The sequence below is a fragment of the Psychromonas sp. CNPT3 genome, assembly GCF_000153405.2.
Taxonomy (GTDB): Bacteria; Pseudomonadota; Gammaproteobacteria; order Enterobacterales; family Psychromonadaceae; genus Psychromonas.
On record NC_020802.1, the window covers coordinates 2,670,009 to 2,687,735 of the forward strand.

Here is a 17,727-nt window from a genome sequence, read left to right on the forward strand (position 1 = left end):
AACAAATGGCGAAATTCACCGACAATACTTCGAATATCAATTTATTATGGGCAAAACTGTGCATCGAAGAATTGGTTCGCCATGGCGTAACTGATTTTTGTATTGCGCCGGGATCACGCTCAACGCCGCTAACATTAATGGCAGCAGCTAACAAAAACGTACACATACACCTGCATTTTGATGAGCGTGGTTTAGGATTTTTAGCGCTAGGGTTAAGTGTTGCAAGTCTAAAGAGTGTCGCCATTATCACCACATCGGGCACCGCAGTTGCTAATTTATATCCCGCCATCATAGAAGCAAAGCAAAGTAACATTAACCTTATTGTGTTATCCGCTGATAGACCTCCCGAATTACTCGATTGTGGTGCAAATCAAGCGATTGACCAACACCGTATATTTTCTCATTATCCACTTTTCTTTGCGCAAATTCCTACTCCAACACTTGCGATCAGCCCCAATTTTTTATTAACAACCCTGCACCAAGGTTTGCAATTACAGCAACAGCAATGTGGCCCGATTCATTTTAACTTTTCTTTTGCGGCGCCTTTTTACCCGCAAGACGATGCTTCTAATTACCACGATTATTTAGCGCCCTTGCAACACTGGCTAAACGATACCAAACCTTTTACGCAAAGACCAAACATGCAAAGCGACCTTGTTGAACATGTCGACATCAGCCATAAAAAAGTATTGATCGTGATGGCGCGCATGAAAAATAAAGAAGAAAGCACAGATATCGCTCATTTTGCAGCAAAGATGCACTATCCCTTGCTTGCCGATATACAATCTTCGCAAGCAGGTAACTTAACTAACTTATGCGCTTATGATCTACTGATCACACAAAATAACTGGCTAACATTATTACAAGAAGCCGATATCGTCATACAATTTGGAGAGCAATTGCTAAGTACAAACTTATCCCAATTTATCGCCTCCTTTAGCGGTCAATATTGGCTTGTTGCTGACTCAACACAGCGTATTGATGCACTACATCGGGTCAACTTTCGTTTTAATTGCAGCCCAATACAATGGCTTAAAAAATATAGCCCCATCACTCTCCCTCTTGATGCTGATTGGTTAAAACGCATCAAAGAGCAACATAATCGATTACATAAATACATCCTACAACCTTTTGTAAGCAACCTTGGCTTAAGTGAAATAGGGGTTGTGGGTGCATTAGATAAATTGTTAATTGAAAATTCGCCCTTATTTATTGGTAATAGTATGCCTATCCGCCTCGCTGATATGTTCATGCCAACCCAGCGTTGCCAAATTTACAGCAACCGCGGTGCCAGCGGCATTGATGGGATCATCGCCAGTGCTATCGGCGTTGCGAAACACAAAAAATTAACGAGCACACTGTTAATTGGTGATACCTCTTTTTTATATGATCTTAATTCTTTAGCGCTATTGAAACAATTAAGTACACCTTTTATTATTATTGTCCTTAATAATGATGGCGGATCTATTTTTAATCTACTGCCCGTTCCCAATGCCCAAAAAAGAGACTTTTATCAGTTACCACATGGGCTAGATTTTAGGGCAAGTTGCCAGCAATTTTCGATAGCGTATTATTGCCCCAATAGCCTAGAAATATTTTCTGAAAATTATCAAAGCGCCCTACAAGGTTCGATCTCTCTTATTGAGATACAAATTGAAAATAAGCAATGCGTACAACAAATTAAGCAACTCAAGGAGTTAATCAACGATGCCTCTATTTAGTCAGCAATACGGTGATAGCAACAAACCAACGCTCATTTTTTTACATGGTTTTTTAGGTAATAACCACGATTGGGATCCCATTGTGACGCACCTTAAAGCGCATTTTTATTGTGTTTGTATTGATCTTCCTGGACATGGAAAGTCGATAGTACAAGAAAGTGAAGATGGTAATGGCTTTACACATTGTCATAAACTGATAAAACAGGTCATCAGCACGCTAAATATACAAGCATATAGCTTTATTGGTTACTCCATGGGGGGGCGCATTGCACTTGATTACGCTCGCACTCAAAATGATCAACGTTTAAAACATCTTTTTCTTGAATCCACTCATAATGGATTAATCTCTCAAACCGACAAAGAGCAACGCTTTATTCATGATGCACAATGGGCAAAACGTTTTGCGACAGAGCCTCTTCATGAAACTTTATCGGCATGGTACGAACAAGATATTTTTAAAGATCTTAGCTATCCAGACAAAAAAATCATGGTCGATAGACGCTTTGATAATTATGGAGTCCCCTTAGCTTCCATGCTTTTAGCAGTTAGTTTAGGAAAACAACATAATGCCTTGGATTTTTTACAAAATACCACCCTCCCAATTTATTATTTTTTCGGTGAAAACGATGCCAAATTTAAAGACATAAGTTTAGCGTTTACCGCCATAAAAAATATTAAACGCACGGAGTTTATAGGGGCTGGACACAACATTCATTTACACTCCCCTTTAACGTATGCCAATTTAATTATTGAATGTTTACATGGAAATAAATTAAACGCCATGTAGATAACCTTTAGAATACTTCTTTTATGACGCTAAAATAAGATCGCAAAGCTTTCTGACTCGGCATCATAAATTAAAATAACCAAGTTGAGATCCCATGACTGATGTAGATTTTTATGCGCCAATTAGTTGGCAAAAAAGTGAATTAAATTTTAGTGATATTCTTTACCATAAAGCAGATGGCATCGCTAAAATAACCATTAATCGCCCACAAGTACGTAATGCTTTTCGCCCGCACACTGTGAATGAGATGATGCAAGCCTTACAAGATGCACGTTACGATGCATCCATTGGCGTTATCATTTTAACGGGCGCAGGCCCCCTTGCTTTTTGCTCTGGAGGCGACCAAAGTATTCGTGGCGATAGCGGTTATAAAGATGAGATGGGAGGCGGAATGCACCTTAATGTTTTAGATTTACAACGCCAAATTCGCACTTGCCCTAAACCTATTATTGCAATGGTTGCCGGTTATGCCGTCGGCGGTGGACACGTTTTACATATGATGTGCGATTTAACTATCGCGGCTGACAATGCGAAATTTGGTCAAACAGGGCCTAAAGTGGGATCTTTTGATGGGGGATGGGGCGCAAGTTATATGGCACGTATCGTCGGTCAGAAAAAAGCACGTGAGATCTGGTTCTTATGCCGCATGTACGACGCTCAAGAAGCCTTAGATATGGGGCTGGTCAATACGGTAGTGCCTTTAGACTTCCTTGAAAAAGAAACGGTAAAATGGTGCAGAGAGATACTCCAAAATAGTCCAATGGCACTGCGATGCTTGAAGGCTGCACTCAATGCAGATTGTGATGGACAAGCGGGCCTGCAAGAGCTCGCAGGTAATGCAACTATGCTCTTTTATATGACAGAAGAGGGTCAAGAGGGGCGTAATGCCTTTAATGAAAAACGTAAACCTGATTTTAGCCCTTTTGCCCGCAACCCATAAATGGCGAAGATAACCAGCAATAGCAGAACCAAAAAGTATTGATAGAAAAAAACTATCAGTTTAATTGGTTTAAACAATTCGATTCTGCCTATACTTTCCTGCATCATCTTTGTATAAATATGTACGTTAATATGAAGATGATCCAACTCTTCTTACAAAATAGGAAATTCACATGGTATTAGTAACAAAAAAAGCACCAGACTTCACAGCTGCAGCTGTACTTGGCAATGGCGAAATCGTAGATAGCTTTAACTTTGCAGAATTTACAAAAGGTAAAGAAGCGGTTGTATTTTTCTACCCTCTTGATTTCACTTTTGTATGTCCATCTGAATTAATCGCTTTTGATAAACGTTTTGGTGAATTCCAAGCACGTGGTGTTGAAGTAATTGGTATTTCAATTGATTCACAGTTCTCGCATAATGCATGGCGTAACACTGCTATCAATGATGGCGGTATTGGTGCTGTTCAGTATCCTCTTGTTGCTGATGTAAAACATGAAATCTGCCAAGCATACGGTGTTGAGTTTGCTGAAGCAGGTGTTGCATTACGTGGTTCTTTCTTAATTGATAAAAACGGTGTAGTTCGCCATCAAGTTGTTAATGATCTGCCTCTTGGTCGTGATATTGATGAAATGTTACGTATGGTTGATGCTCTACAGTTCCATGAAGAGCACGGTGAAGTTTGTCCTGCACAATGGTCTAAAGACAAAGCAGGCATGGATGCAAGCCCAGCGGGTGTTGCTAAATATCTCAGCGAAAATGCAGACGCTTTATAAGCAATAAAATATTGATTATAAAAGTCTAAAAACAGCCTCTTCGAGGCTGTTTTTGTTTCTGTACTCTATTTTAATGAACTGTAATAAGCAGCTAAATTATCAATGTCTTGCGCCGTTAAAGCCATTGCTTGTCCCGCCATAATAGCCGCCATTCCCGCTTTACGATCACCCGATTTATAAGCCTTTAAAGCGCCAACAAGATAAGCTTCTTTTTGCCCTTTTAAATTAGGATATATAGGTACCATTGATACCCCTTCCACCCCATGACAACTTACACACATGGCCGATTTTTCTTTACCTAAATTAATATCTCCTGCGAAAACAGACATTGGGAGGAGTAATATTAATATTGTGTATATATATTTTTGCATTAAATATCCTTATTTTTCATAACAACGATCATATTTAAAATCTATTCTTTACTTTGCGATATAATTTACATCAAAATACCTTATAGGCCATTTTATTAATAACTGTACATTATTGTTAAGGATATTACCCATTGTGCAAATAAATTACCAAGATTTAGAAACAGAAACACTACATAACTTAATCGAACACTTTATTTTGCGAGAAGGAACCGATTATGGGGAGCATGAAATAAGCTTAAGTGAAAAAAGACAACAAGTACTACGCCAACTGAAAATGGGCGATATTCTTATTCTTTATTCAGAGCTACATGAAAGCATTACTTTGATCCATAAAAACCAACTAAATGAAAATAAATATTAATCTCAAATAACACTGAACGATAAATATTTATATAGGACAATAAATAAAAATATGGGGCATCTTAAATAAAACTGTTATTCGTTATATTTCCACTGAAAAAATCAAATTAAATCTTATTTTTTGTAGGGTTTTTGACAAAGATCTAATTTCTTGGATAATAACAAACTATAAATGTTATCTGTACTAGTTAAAAGAGATACAATCAGTTTTCAGTTAAAACTAAGTTACTCTCTCTCAATAATAATGAGAAATAGCCTTTTAGCTATTCATACCACTAAGGGAATTTTATGATAATCACAAAACCTCAAACCGATCCTACGTTAGAATGGTTTTTATCTCACTGTCACACCCATAAATACCCAGCCAAAAGCATGCTTATCCATGCAGGTGAAAAAGCAGACACTCTTTACTTCATCGTGAAAGGCTCTGTTGCCGTTGTTATTAAAGATGAAGACGGTAAAGAAATGATTTTATCTTACCTAAATCAAGGTGATTTTTTAGGTGAACTAGGCCTTTTTGATAAAATGGAAGAGCCTATTCGTAGTGCTTCTGTTAAAGCTAAATCAGCTTGTGAAGTGGCCGAAATATCTTATAAAAAATTCAATCAATTGATCACAGTTAACCCTGAGATCTTAATGCGTTTATCACAACAAATGGCAAACCGCTTACAAATTACGAGCCAAAAAGTAGGTAATCTTGCTTTCTTAGACGTAACCGGACGTATTGCAAATACGCTGCTTGATCTTGCGAAACAACCAGATGCAATGACTCATCCCGATGGCATGCAAATCAAGATCACTCGTCAAGAAATTGGCCAAATTGTAGGTTGTTCTCGCGAAACAGTAGGCCGAATTCTAAAAATGCTAGAAGAGCAGGGTCTTATTTCTGCACACGGTAAAACAATCGTTGTCTTTGGTACCCGCTAAAGATAAAAGGCAGTTAAATATGATTTTTTAATATTTAACTGCTTTACACTTTTTCTAATATGCTCACATCATTCTAAGTAAGTTCAATTTCTCTGTCTTTTCCCACTCTATCTACGAATTTTTGTCTTATAAAACCTTAATAATTTGAAATTTAAATTATAAGCAATAAAACCAAACCACAAAGCTATTTTTATTAAAAGTTTTAGCCTTTAAACTCGTCATAAAAGAGATGGTTATGCATCTAAATTAAATACATAACACACCTCAACACTGTTTTTTTAATAAATATAATTTTTGATGTTTTTATTCGGGTGCTACACAGGTCCCATAATGTTGCTTTTCTGGGTAACTATCCCTTCTTTCCCCAGATTCAAAATTGCGAGTACTGTACGTACCAGGACCATCTATACTATCACTCCAACTTTGTTCAAATACAGGCCAATTATACTTTGTACCCAGAGGACCTTTATTTTCATATATATAATTAAGATCATTGTAATCGAGCCGGCGCCAGGTACTTTTTCCAGCGAACATAATGCTTTTTAACTCGGTACACCAACGATCATACTGACCAGCGATACCATCCACATTTCCACCCATTTGATTAACTAATGCAAAATTTTCATTATCAAGTTTCGCATAAGTTCTTCCGCCACTCTCTCCTTCTACTTGTAAATAACCGAGTTTCTTTAAAATGTTAATGCTTGGCGGCGCGCTATATAATGAATTATCTGTTGTTACTACTACTTTCAAACAAGTGCCTTTTCCATCCGTCATATCGTTAACGACTCCTCCGCACTTATCAATTTTTCGCATAAATACAGTCACTTTTTTACTACTTTTTAAAAGCTGATCATTAAAAGTGCCTTCTGCTTGCACTGTGATAGCACCTGTACAATATGTAGATACACTTAAAATCCCACTATTTGGATCGATAGTTGTTCCCTTACAAATATCAACGCTCGTTTCATCTAAACTTTTAATAGACCACTGCACCTCACCTCCAGTCGCAGTGGTTATATGCAATGACCCATCAGACAAAGTCAATGTAGCTACAAATTGTTGAGTTTCTCCATTGTCGACAATATCCTTATCAGAAGACACATTTAATTCATGAACTATTACCTTTTTCACTCTGATTGTTTTCTCTACACTCTCCCTCCAAGCATCTGATGTGCCCGTCATGACTACTGTTATTTCGCCATTTGAATTCGAGTCAGTACTTAGAACACCAGTATCTGGATCTATACTGCCAGTCGCTTCTGAAGTGGGGTTTATACTCCAAGTGACCATAGTGCCATCATTAGAAACCGAAGTTGTAGAGTGATCAGACCAAAAAAGATCCCCTGAAAAAAGGACAGGTAAACCCGCTGTCACAACATCTATATTTGAAGAAATACTCGCTTTAACTACTTCAAGACCTTTTACCATAATTTCTTTGGTTATCGATCCCTCCCAAGCATGTGATACACCTGTTACTTCTATTATAATCAATCCAATAGATTCTGACGTCGTTGTTAACACCCCAGTATTCGGATCAATAACAGCACCGCTTCCAGCTTGAGATACAATTGTCCAAATAACTTCCTTACCATCATTACTCATTAGATGCTGCGTCTTATCTTCTAAGATAGCTGTAGCAGTCAGAGTAATACTTAAGCCTGCATTTATTTCACTATCACCATTGATAAGTACCGATTCAATACCAATTAATGTGACGTTAAGTGAATTTTTTACCGTAAATGTTTCTCCATGGTAAATCCCTTGAGCTGTGATCCACGCTTTCCCTTCATTAATACCTCGAGCAACCCCATTTTCATCAATAGTTGCGATGTTTTCATCACTGCTTATCCAATGCAATTCTTCATGTGTCGTTACGTCGGTAGTGTGCCCATCATCAAAAATGGCCTGCGCTTTATACGCTTGCGATAGCCCAACAGGAATAGAGGCTTCTTCAGGAAGAGCTTTTAGTCCAACTTCGGTAGAGCTTCCACTGAGTAAACCTGTATCATCATTACAACCACTCAGAACAAATGATAAGACAATAAACATGAATGCGATGTATTTCATTGATTTTCCTTCTAAAATTCAAGTAAACGCGAATAATTTGACAATATTAAAAAATTATTGCATTTTATATTTTCTGTTTGTAAGTTTCAAAAACTAAAATTTTATGAATCACTCCTCTGAGTTAATACCTGAGTAATTATCAAAATTACTATAACCAGCAGTACAAGCCTCATCAAAATTATCCAACCGACTTTTCGCCTCCACAGACACTATTTGCGGAGTAAAAAATATTTTCTTTATACGTTTTGGTATCCGCCTTAACAATCGCATTATCTAAATACAAAAATAACCGTCGGCCAAGAACAAGCAATAACAAATGGCCTGAGTGATCACATCTCTATTTTTATTGACCAAAGAAGAATCTATAACAAGATAAAAGTACCATGTATTTTATAGGGGTTCGCTTTATACTCTACAACTTAAATTTCAACATCTTTATTTAGACAAATAAAATTATGATCGCAAACATTTTAATAACGTGAAAATAGAAACACCATAAATGTAATAAAAAATGACTATAGTAAGGTATAGACTAGTCTTGACGCTTCAGTAGTAACATTATTTTTTTATGCTATATCGATCGTAGAAATGATCCTTTATGATGAAATTTTCCGATTAAAAACCAAATAAATTAAATACTGTTTTTAATAAAAAGAGGTGTTTGGTGACGGTCGGAGTTCGTAGTGCTCACCCGATCAAATACTTGCCTGCCGGCAAACTCGCACCTAAAATCACACAATATGAATCTGCCTTCGCGCACTGTTTATGTTCCATGCTCTAGTAGGTCATTGCAGCCTTTAACGAAAAAACCCCAGCACATCAAAGAAGGACTGGGGTTTTCGTTGGAATTTATTAAGAGAGCGCTTGGCGATGGTCAGGGTTCACAGAACTCACCCGCTCGTATACATCGCTGTCTTTGGTACCCGATAAAGATAAAAAGCAGTTAAATATAATGTTTAAACGTATACATCATTTATAATTATGCTCAATACCAATAATGTATATACCCATGATGCTTCATATGCAGGATCAGAAAACCCGATTAGACTTAGCCTCTCGGCATAAAATTGAAACATAGTTATACCAATGGTATTAATTAAGCTTTCATGTGTTACGCAGGGGAAATTAGCTCTAGCAAGGCGTGAGTTGTAGTAGATAGTTGTTCTCTCTTCAAAATTCATAACACAGGTTGGGATAATTTCAACAAGCAAGACGGATCACCTTTTTAGTTCCTTTGGTATAAGTACCAAAGACTATCGAATCATTATTGCACCTGCTATAACCCGGTGTACAGGCACCTTCGAAATTATCCCAACCGACTTTTCCACCCACATACCAATGATCAGAAAATAAAGAAAAATTTTCTTTATGATTTTTTTTTCAGGCGCAGCTTGCATCTGATCCGAAGCAAAAATAGCAGTAGACCATGAACAAGTAATAACAAATAATCCATATAATAAAAAATGAGAGAGTGCATCTGTCTTTTTATCAACCAAAAAAGAATACCGCATACTTTATAAGCTCCTTTTTATACTCTACAAACTTAAATTTCAACATCTTAGTTTAGATAAAATACGATTCTGATCGTAGGTATTTTAATAACGTTAAAAATATAAATATCGTAAAATCATTAATACATATTTTTCTTAAACTAATGATTATTTGGGGCTTTAATGATGTAACAAAAAAAGTAGAACATCTAAGGTATAGACTAGTCAGAGTAGTTCACTAATAATTTTATTTTTTTATGCTATGTCGATCATAGAAACAAAAATTTATGATAAAAATTTCTATCAAGAAAATGCAAACTACACGACACTTTCCTTTGGAAGTAAATGATTTTCAACTAAAAGATCAAAAACAAAAAAATACTATTGAGACGTGCGATGCAAAAACCCTAGACTTTAAAATAAAATCTAGGATTTTTTGAATTGAAGACTTGCTTAGCCTTATTTTTTAAAAATATAGACTAATATTTCTTTCGAAGTTTTCTTGTTAGAGAGCTTTCCTAAACAATTCCATTAAAAGCTAAATGTATTAAATGCTGTTTTTAATATATTATCAGCAATATATTTATGCATAGCAGTTGTTGGGTGAGTCACTCCCCAGAATACATAAGCATCAGATCCATAGTCTGCGCATTCATCCGTAAGATTATGACTATATAAATAATCTCGAGAAGAGCTACGATTAATATCTAAGCAAGCATCTTTCGAATTTTTGAATCCATGTTTTTTAGGGTTTTTTGTGATGTTTGAAAACAGTTTTTCTGCATCAAATAAAACAATATTATAGCCTTGCAGCTGATAATAATTAGCCTGACCTTTAATAAATACATTAAACTCTTTAATTTGAGCGCTTACTTTTTGTATCTCAGCTTGCGAAGAGTATTTAAATTGTGGTGCTTGACTTGCATCAGGTAAAGTTAATACCAATATATTTTTTGCTCCCGAATCGGTTAAACGAATAAGTGCACTACTAAAATCTGCCTTAACGTCTGACATCTTTCGGTGGTAATTCATAAAGTCATTTAATCCAAATTCTAAGGTGAATAAGGTATTTTCTGGATTATAATTTAGCGCCATTTTCATATAAGTTAAATAAGAGCTTACTTGACCATATACCCCCGTTAATACTAAGTATTTATCTTGCCCTGCAGCCCCTCCGACAGCCCAATTATACAATGGGATATTTTTTTCTTTTGCTAAGTATTCAGTCCATACAAAACCATTAGAGAAATGCCCTAAAAACCATGCGTTACGATTCGGAAATAACCACTGTGAACCATTAAATATATTTCCAGTGTCTGATAGGCTGTCACCAAATGCGATTATCCGATTAATTTTACTTTCCATTACGAGTGCATCATTACTCCAAATTGCATGGTTATATGACATACCATGATCTGATGCAAAGTAGGTTATATCTGCAGTCTCATGTTCCACATTCAGTGTTTTTTTACAACGATCTTGGATATTAGATTGTGATTCAAAACTATAAAACATATTTTTATAAGATGTTGAAGACCACCAATAACCTGAAATTGTATAATAACTTCCATCTTCGGCGAGTGCCCACTCCCATTCAGTAGCAGGATCATTATGATCCGTATGTGGTCGATACCAGCAACGAACATAGGTATAAGTTTCAGAGTATTTAATTTTCAAAATACTCGAGCTATTTAACGGTTCAACGGTTGGAGGTACTTGTGTAGCAAAAGCACTTGCACCACAAAGGAGTAATAAAGATAATAATAATGTTTTTGGGATCATAATATTCTGCAGCTTAATATGTGGAACTTGTAATAAATGATCTGATTTAGATCTTTAATATCCCCATAAAGACAATACTAAATATATGATCTAACAAATCACTTCCAAATAAATATAAATGTGTATATTTTGTATATGGTAACTTATTGACCTTAACCTGCCAAGCTAAAACAAACCACAACCCGCCTACAGCCCATGTAACATAAGGACTTAAGCGCAATGGATTTTAAAAAAATCGAGACAAAACAAGTCACTAAAAGCATCATTAGATGAGTACAATAGACAATTTTCCTGCCCTTTATTTTTATTCCAAACATCAATATAGGAAAATATCACTAAATATAATGTTAACTATTAAGATCTAATACAGATCCTTATTCACTTAATAAATAGGTTAATAAGCTGTATAGGTCATCTAGCCAATCCTTTAACGAAAAAACCCCAGCACATCAAAGAAGGACTGGGGTTTATCGTTGGAATTTATTAAGAGAGGCGCTTGGCGACGGTCGGGAGTCGCGGAGCTCCTCCGATCAAATACATCGCTGTCGCGATACTCGCCCTACTATCACACTAAAGGAAAGCAACTTTGTTGCGCTGTTTATTTCCCATGTTCGAGAGTAGGTCATAAATCGCAGGCAATAAAAAACCCAGTCAGAAAAAACCGACTGGGTTATTCTTGTCTTTTATAAAGAGAGGCGCTTGGCGACGGTCAGGGCTCGCAGAGCTCACCCGCTCGTATACATCGCTGTCGCGATACTCGCCCTACTATCACACTAAAGGAAAGCAACTTTGTTGCGCTGTTTATTTCCCATGTGAGAGTGGTCATCTAGCCAAGCTAATAACGAAAAAATCCCTGTTGACATCAGTCAACAGGGATTTATCGTTAATTAGGCGCTTGGCGATGACCTACTCTCACATGGGGAGACCCCACACTACCATCGGCGCAACTGCGTTTCACTTCTGAGTTCGGCATGGGATCAGGTGGTGCCACAGCGCTATTATCGCCAAGCTAAAAATCTTAATTAGAAAAGCTGGATTGTGTCTAATCTTGCAATTTGTTTCGTAAAATATGTCTTCGCAAACGTATTTGATTGATTACAATCATCTCTTGGTTACTCAATACAATACTTCAAATCTTAATCTTAATATCTTCACTCTCGCAAAAGAAGATTAAGAATCTTCTCAATACTCGATTCTTTTATTAAGCTCAATACTTTTGGGTATTGTATGGTTAAGCCTCACGGGTAATTAGTACAAGTTAGCTCAATACATTACTGTACTTACACACCTTGCCTATCAACGTTGTAGTCTCCAACGGCCCTTTAGGGAGCTTAAAGCTCCAGTGAGAACTCATCTCGAGGCTCGCTTCCCGCTTAGATGCTTTCAGCGGTTATCGATTCCGAACGTAGCTACCGGGCAATGCCATTGGCATGACAACCCGAACACCAGCGGTTCGTCCACTCCGGTCCTCTCGTACTAGGAGCAGCTCCTCTCAATTCTCAAACGCCCACGGCAGATAGGGACCGAACTGTCTCACGACGTTCTAAACCCAGCTCGCGTACCACTTTAAATGGCGAACAGCCATACCCTTGGGACCGACTTCAGCCCCAGGATGTGATGAGCCGACATCGAGGTGCCAAACACCGCCGTCGATATGAACTCTTGGGCGGTATCAGCCTGTTATCCCCGGAGTACCTTTTATCCGTTGAGCGATGGCCCTTCCATTCAGAACCACCGGATCACTATGACCTACTTTCGTACCTGCTCGACGTGTCTGTCTCGCAGTTAAGCTGGCTTATACCATTGTACTAACCTCACGATGTCCGACCGTGATTAGCCAACCTTCGTACTCCTCCGTTACTCTTTAGGAGGAGACCGCCCCAGTCAAACTACCCACCAAACAGTGTCCCAAACCCCGATTCAGGGGCCATGGTTAGAACTCAAAACATACAAGGGTGGTATTTCAAGGTTGACTCCACCAAATCTAGCGACCTGGTTTCATTGCCTCCCACCTATCCTACACATGTAGGCTCTAAGTTCACTGCTAAGCTGTAGTAAAGGTTCACGGGGTCTTTCCGTCTAGCCGCGGGTACACAGCATCTTCACTGCGATTTCAACTTCACTGAGTCTCGGGTGGAGACAGCATGGCCATCATTACGCCATTCGTGCAGGTCGGAACTTACCCGACAAGGAATTTCGCTACCTTAGGACCGTTATAGTTACGGCCGCCGTTTACTGGGGCTTCGATCAAGAGCTTCGCGCAAGCGCTAACCCCATCAATTAACCTTCCAGCACCGGGCAGGCGTCACACCCTATACGTCATCTTACGATTTAGCAGAGTGCTGTGTTTTTAATAAACAGTTGCAGCCATCTGGTATCTTCGGCCTACAACAGCTCCATCCGCAAGGGACTTCACCGTCGTAGGCGTACCTTCTCCCGAAGTTACGGTACCATTTTGCCTAGTTCCTTCACCCGAGTTCTCTCAAGCGCCTTGGTATTCTCTACCTGACCACCTGTGTCGGTTTGGGGTACGATCCTTTATTATCTGAAGCTTAGAGACTTTTCCTGGAAGCATGGCATCAATGACTTCATCACCGTAGTGACTCGACATCGTATCTCAGCGTTAGTAGAAACCCGGATTTACCTAAGTCTCCCGCCTACATACTTGAACCTGGACAACCATCGCCAGGCCCACCTAGCCTTCTCCGTCCTCCCATCGCAATAATAAAGGGTACGGGAATATTAACCCGTTTCCCATCGACTACGCCTTTCGGCCTCGCCTTAGGGGTCGACTCACCCTGCCCCGATTAACGTTGGACAGGAACCCTTGGTCTTCCGGCGGGGGGGTTTTTCACCCCCCTTATCGTTACTCATGTCAACATTCGCACTTCTGATACCTCCAGGATGGTTTACACCTTTCCCTTCGACGGCTTACAGAACGCTCCTCTACCATGCATAATAAATTATGCATCCGCAGCTTCGGTGATATGTTTAGCCCCGTTAAATCTTCCGCGCAGACCGACTCGACTAGTGAGCTATTACGCTTTCTTTAAAAGATGGCTGCTTCTAAGCCAACTTCCTAGCTGTCTAAGCCTTTCCACATCGTTTCCCACTTAACATATACTTTGGGACCTTAGCTGGCGGTCTGGGTTGTTTCCCTTTCCACGACGGACGTTAGCACCCGCCGTGTGTCTCCCATGATTGCACTTGTTGGTATTCGGAGTTTGCATAGGGTTGGTAAGTCGGGATGACCCCCTAGCCTAAACAGTGCTCTACCCCCAACAGTGATACATGAGGCGCTACCTAAATAGCTTTCGAGGAGAACCAGCTATCTCTTGGTTTGATTGGCCTTTCACCCCCAGCCACAAGTCATCCCCTAATTTTTCAACATTAGTGGGTTCGGTCCTCCAGTTGATGTTACTCAACCTTCAACCTGCTCATGGCTAGATCACCAAGTTTCGGGTCTAATCCCAGCAACTATTCGCCCAGTTAAGACTCGGTTTCCCTACGGCTCCCCTAAACGGTTAACCTTGCTACTGAAATTAAGTCGTTGACCCATTATACAAAAGGTACGCAGTCACCGAACTAAGTCGGCTCCTACTGCTTGTACGTACACGGTTTCAGGTTCTATTTCACTCCCCTCACAGGGGTTCTTTTCGCCTTTCCCTCACGGTACTGGTTCACTATCGGTCAATTAGGAGTATTTAGCCTTGGAGGATGGTCCCCCCATATTCAGTCAGGATTTCTCGTGTCCCGACCTACTCGTTTTCACTATAAAGAAGTTGTCATATACGGGACTATCACCCTGTATCGTTGCACTTTCCAGAGCATTCTACTAACTTCTAAACAGCTTAAGGGCTGTTCCAATTTCGCTCGCCGCTACTATCGGAATCTCGGTTGATTTCTTTTCCTAAGGGTACTTAGATGTTTCAGTTCCCCTCGTTCGCTTCGTTAAGCTATGTATTCACTTAACGATGACACTAAGTGCCGGGTTGCCCCATTCGGAAATTCCAGGATATAACGCTTGTTATCAACTCCCCTGGACTTATCGCAGATTACCACGTCCTTCATCGCCTCTAATTGCCTAGGCATCCACCGTGCACGCTTATTCACTTAACCATACAATACCTAAAAATACTTTCTTTAAGCGTTTTTATGAATATTAATAATATTCAAAAAACACATAAGATTATAAAATTTAGATTTTATATGTCGTTTCCAAGACGCTTGCGATCCTCATATTTTACTATGAAAAACACATTCGTTTTTCGTGCACCTATCAGTTATAAATAACTGAGTAGATACGTACACATTTGAACTCGCGTTCAAATGGTTTTTTATTTTGCTTGATTACGTTTATTAGACTTTCGTCCAACAAACGAGAACAATTTCGTTTATATTTAAAGCACTCAGTAAATAACCTAAATTATTTATTGTTTATGCGATAAATAAGAACTTTATCAGCTTTCCTAATTGTTAAAGAGCAGTGTTAAAAAAACACTTTATAAATATTTAATAAGTAAACATTTATAAAGTGATTTTGTTTTTACGTCATCATATTGATGTTTAAAAAGATTAATAATCTTTTTAAATGTCCAGACTTTGGTATCCCCAAGGGGATTTGAACCCCTGTTACCGCCGTGAAAGGGCGGTGTCCTAGGCCTCTAGACGATGGGGACCAAGAACTTTGTGCGCTTTATCATTCTAATCAAACAATCTGTGTGGACACTAAACGTGTTTCTTTCGTATAAGGAGGTGATCCAGCCCCAGGTTCCCCTAGGGCTACCTTGTTACGACTTCACCCCAGTCATGAACCACACCGTGGTCATCGCCATCCCCGAAAGGTTAAGCTAATGACTTCTGGTGCAGCCCACTCCCATGGTGTGACGGGCGGTGTGTACAAGGCCCGGGAACGTATTCACCGTGGCATTCTGATCCACGATTACTAGCGATTCCAACTTCACGGAGTCGAGTTGCAGACTCCGATCCGGACTACGACAGACTTTATGAGATTCGCATACCCTCGCAGGTTAGCAACCCTTTGTATCTGCCATTGTAGCACGTGTGTAGCCCATCCCGTAAGGGCCATGATGACTTGACGTCGTCCCCACCTTCCTCCGGTTTATCACCGGCAGTCTCCCTAAAGTTCCCGGCATGACCCGCTGGCAAGTAAGGATAAGGGTTGCGCTCGTTGCGGGACTTAACCCAACATTTCACAACACGAGCTGACGACAGCCATGCAGCACCTGTCTCAGAGTTCCCGAAGGCACTCATCTATCTCTAGGTGATTCTCTGGATGTCAAGGGATGGTAAGGTTCTTCGCGTTGCATCGAATTAAACCACATGCTCCACCGCTTGTGCGGGCCCCCGTCAATTCATTTGAGTTTTAACCTTGCGGCCGTACTCCCCAGGCGGTCTATTTAATGCGTTAGCTTTGAAACCCACGGCATATAGCCACAAACTTCTAATAGACATCGTTTACTGCGTGGACTACCGGGGTATCTAATCCCGTTTGCTCCCCACGCCTTCGCGCCTCAGTGTCAGTCTTTGTCCAGGTGGCCGCCTTCGCCACTGGTATTCCTTCAGATCTCTACGCATTTCACCGCTACACCTGAAATTCTACCACCCTCTACAAAACTCTAGTCAACCAGTTTCAAATGCAGTTCCAAGGTTGAGCCCTGGGCTTTCACATCTGACTTAATTAACCACCTACGCGCGCTTTACGCCCAGTAATTCCGATTAACGCTCGCACCCTCCGTATTACCGCGGCTGCTGGCACGGAGTTAGCCGGTGCTTCTTCTGCGAGTAACGTCACAGATAGCAGTTATTAACTACTACCCTTTCCTCCTCGCTGAAAGTGCTTTACAACCCGAAAGCCTTCTTCACACACGCGGCATGGCTGCATCAGAGTTTCCTCCATTGTGCAATATTCCCCACTGCTGCCTCCCGTAGGAGTCTGGACCGTGTCTCAGTTCCAGTGTGGCTGGTCATCCTCTAAGACCAGCTAGGGATCGTCGCCTTGGTAAGCCATTACCTTACCAACTAGCTAATCCCACTTGGGCTACTCTAAACGCGCAAGGCCCGAAGGTCCCCTGCTTTGGTCCGTAGACATTATGCGGTATTAGCAGTCGTTTCCAACTGTTGTCCCCCACGTTAAGGCATATTCCCAAGCATTACTCACCCGTCCGCCACTCGTCAGCAAAGTAGCAAGCTACTCTCTGTTACCGTTCGACTTGCATGTGTTAAGCCTGCCGCCAGCGTTCAATCTGAGCCATGATCAAACTCTTCAATTTAAAGTTTAATTTGCAATGTTGTTACCAACAATGCGACTCAATATTACTGACTAAAACTAAGTAACTAATCAACTAGTGAAAAGTACTTGTTGTTATTCTGAATTAATGAATTAATTCGTGTGTCACTGATATTGATTCTTTTTGTCCTCTTAATGAAGTTGCAAAGCAAAATCATCATAAGGACTTTTTTGAAATCATCATCTAGTGCCCA

General features: G+C 39.8%; 9 protein-coding genes, 1 tRNA gene and 3 rRNA genes. 6 read left to right on the forward strand and 7 right to left on the reverse strand.

Annotated features, from left to right (window positions below; genetic code table 11):
- Positions 1-5 precede the first annotated feature (5 nt).
- The 4 genes from menD to PCNPT3_RS11795 all read left to right on the forward strand — a co-directional run bounded on the left by menD (position 6) and on the right by PCNPT3_RS11795 (position 4,223).
- The gene (menD, locus tag PCNPT3_RS11780; protein ID WP_015466084.1) at positions 6-1,721 is read left to right on the forward strand and encodes a 2-succinyl-5-enolpyruvyl-6-hydroxy-3-cyclohexene-1-carboxylic-acid synthase; all 1,716 of its coding nucleotides are present in this window, start codon (positions 6-8) and stop codon (positions 1,719-1,721) included.
- Positions 1,708-2,508, forward strand: a complete 801-nt coding sequence (gene menH / locus PCNPT3_RS11785; RefSeq protein ID WP_015466085.1) for a 2-succinyl-6-hydroxy-2,4-cyclohexadiene-1-carboxylate synthase — start codon at positions 1,708-1,710, stop codon at positions 2,506-2,508. The genes menD and menH overlap by 14 nt, the downstream gene beginning before the upstream one ends.
- A gap of 94 nt (positions 2,509-2,602) precedes the next feature.
- Positions 2,603-3,448 carry a 1,4-dihydroxy-2-naphthoyl-CoA synthase gene (gene menB / locus PCNPT3_RS11790; RefSeq protein ID WP_015466086.1) on the forward strand — a complete coding sequence of 282 codons (846 nt, stop codon included), beginning with the start codon at positions 2,603-2,605 and terminating at the stop codon, positions 3,446-3,448.
- Positions 3,449-3,620: 172 nt separating this feature from the next.
- On the forward strand, positions 3,621-4,223 hold the full coding sequence (locus PCNPT3_RS11795; RefSeq protein ID WP_015466087.1) for a peroxiredoxin C: 603 nt from the start codon (positions 3,621-3,623) through the stop codon (positions 4,221-4,223).
- Positions 4,224-4,288: 65 nt separating this feature from the next.
- Here PCNPT3_RS11795 and PCNPT3_RS11800 read toward each other — a convergent pair whose 3' ends face one another.
- Complete coding sequence (locus tag PCNPT3_RS11800; protein WP_015466088.1) at positions 4,289-4,594, reverse strand: c-type cytochrome; 306 nt, start codon at positions 4,592-4,594, stop codon at positions 4,289-4,291.
- A 133-nt stretch (positions 4,595-4,727) separates the two neighbouring features.
- On the opposite strand from PCNPT3_RS11800, the gene PCNPT3_RS11805 reads away from it, so the two are divergent.
- A complete protein-coding gene (locus PCNPT3_RS11805) occupies positions 4,728-4,955 on the forward strand; it encodes a YheU family protein (RefSeq protein ID WP_015466089.1) in 228 nt (75 codons plus the stop codon).
- 287 nt (positions 4,956-5,242) lie between these two features.
- Positions 5,243-5,881 (forward strand): cAMP-activated global transcriptional regulator CRP, encoded by a 639-nt coding sequence (gene crp, locus PCNPT3_RS11810; RefSeq protein ID WP_015466090.1) that lies wholly within the window; start codon positions 5,243-5,245, stop codon positions 5,879-5,881.
- Positions 5,882-6,184: 303 nt separating this feature from the next.
- Here the strand turns inward: crp and PCNPT3_RS11815 are convergent, their stop codons facing one another.
- The 6 genes from PCNPT3_RS11815 to PCNPT3_RS11845 form a co-directional block, all read right to left on the reverse strand.
- The gene (locus PCNPT3_RS11815) at positions 6,185-7,951 is read right to left on the reverse strand and encodes an Ig domain-containing protein (protein WP_015466091.1); all 1,767 of its coding nucleotides are present in this window, start codon (positions 7,949-7,951) and stop codon (positions 6,185-6,187) included.
- 2,021 nt (positions 7,952-9,972) lie between these two features.
- Entirely contained in the window at positions 9,973-11,223 is a 1,251-nt protein-coding gene (locus PCNPT3_RS11825) for an SGNH/GDSL hydrolase family protein (protein ID WP_015466093.1), read from the reverse strand.
- Between the two features lie 893 nt (positions 11,224-12,116).
- A 5S ribosomal RNA gene (gene rrf / locus PCNPT3_RS11830) occupies positions 12,117-12,232 on the reverse strand.
- Positions 12,233-12,450: 218 nt separating this feature from the next.
- A 23S ribosomal RNA gene (locus PCNPT3_RS11835) occupies positions 12,451-15,342 on the reverse strand.
- A gap of 484 nt (positions 15,343-15,826) precedes the next feature.
- Positions 15,827-15,902 (reverse strand) — tRNA-Glu (locus tag PCNPT3_RS11840).
- A 69-nt stretch (positions 15,903-15,971) separates the two neighbouring features.
- Positions 15,972-17,516 (reverse strand): 16S ribosomal RNA (locus PCNPT3_RS11845).
- The 16S, 23S and 5S rRNA genes sit together here with 1 tRNA gene alongside, the layout of an rRNA operon.
- Positions 17,517-17,727 lie beyond the last annotated feature (211 nt).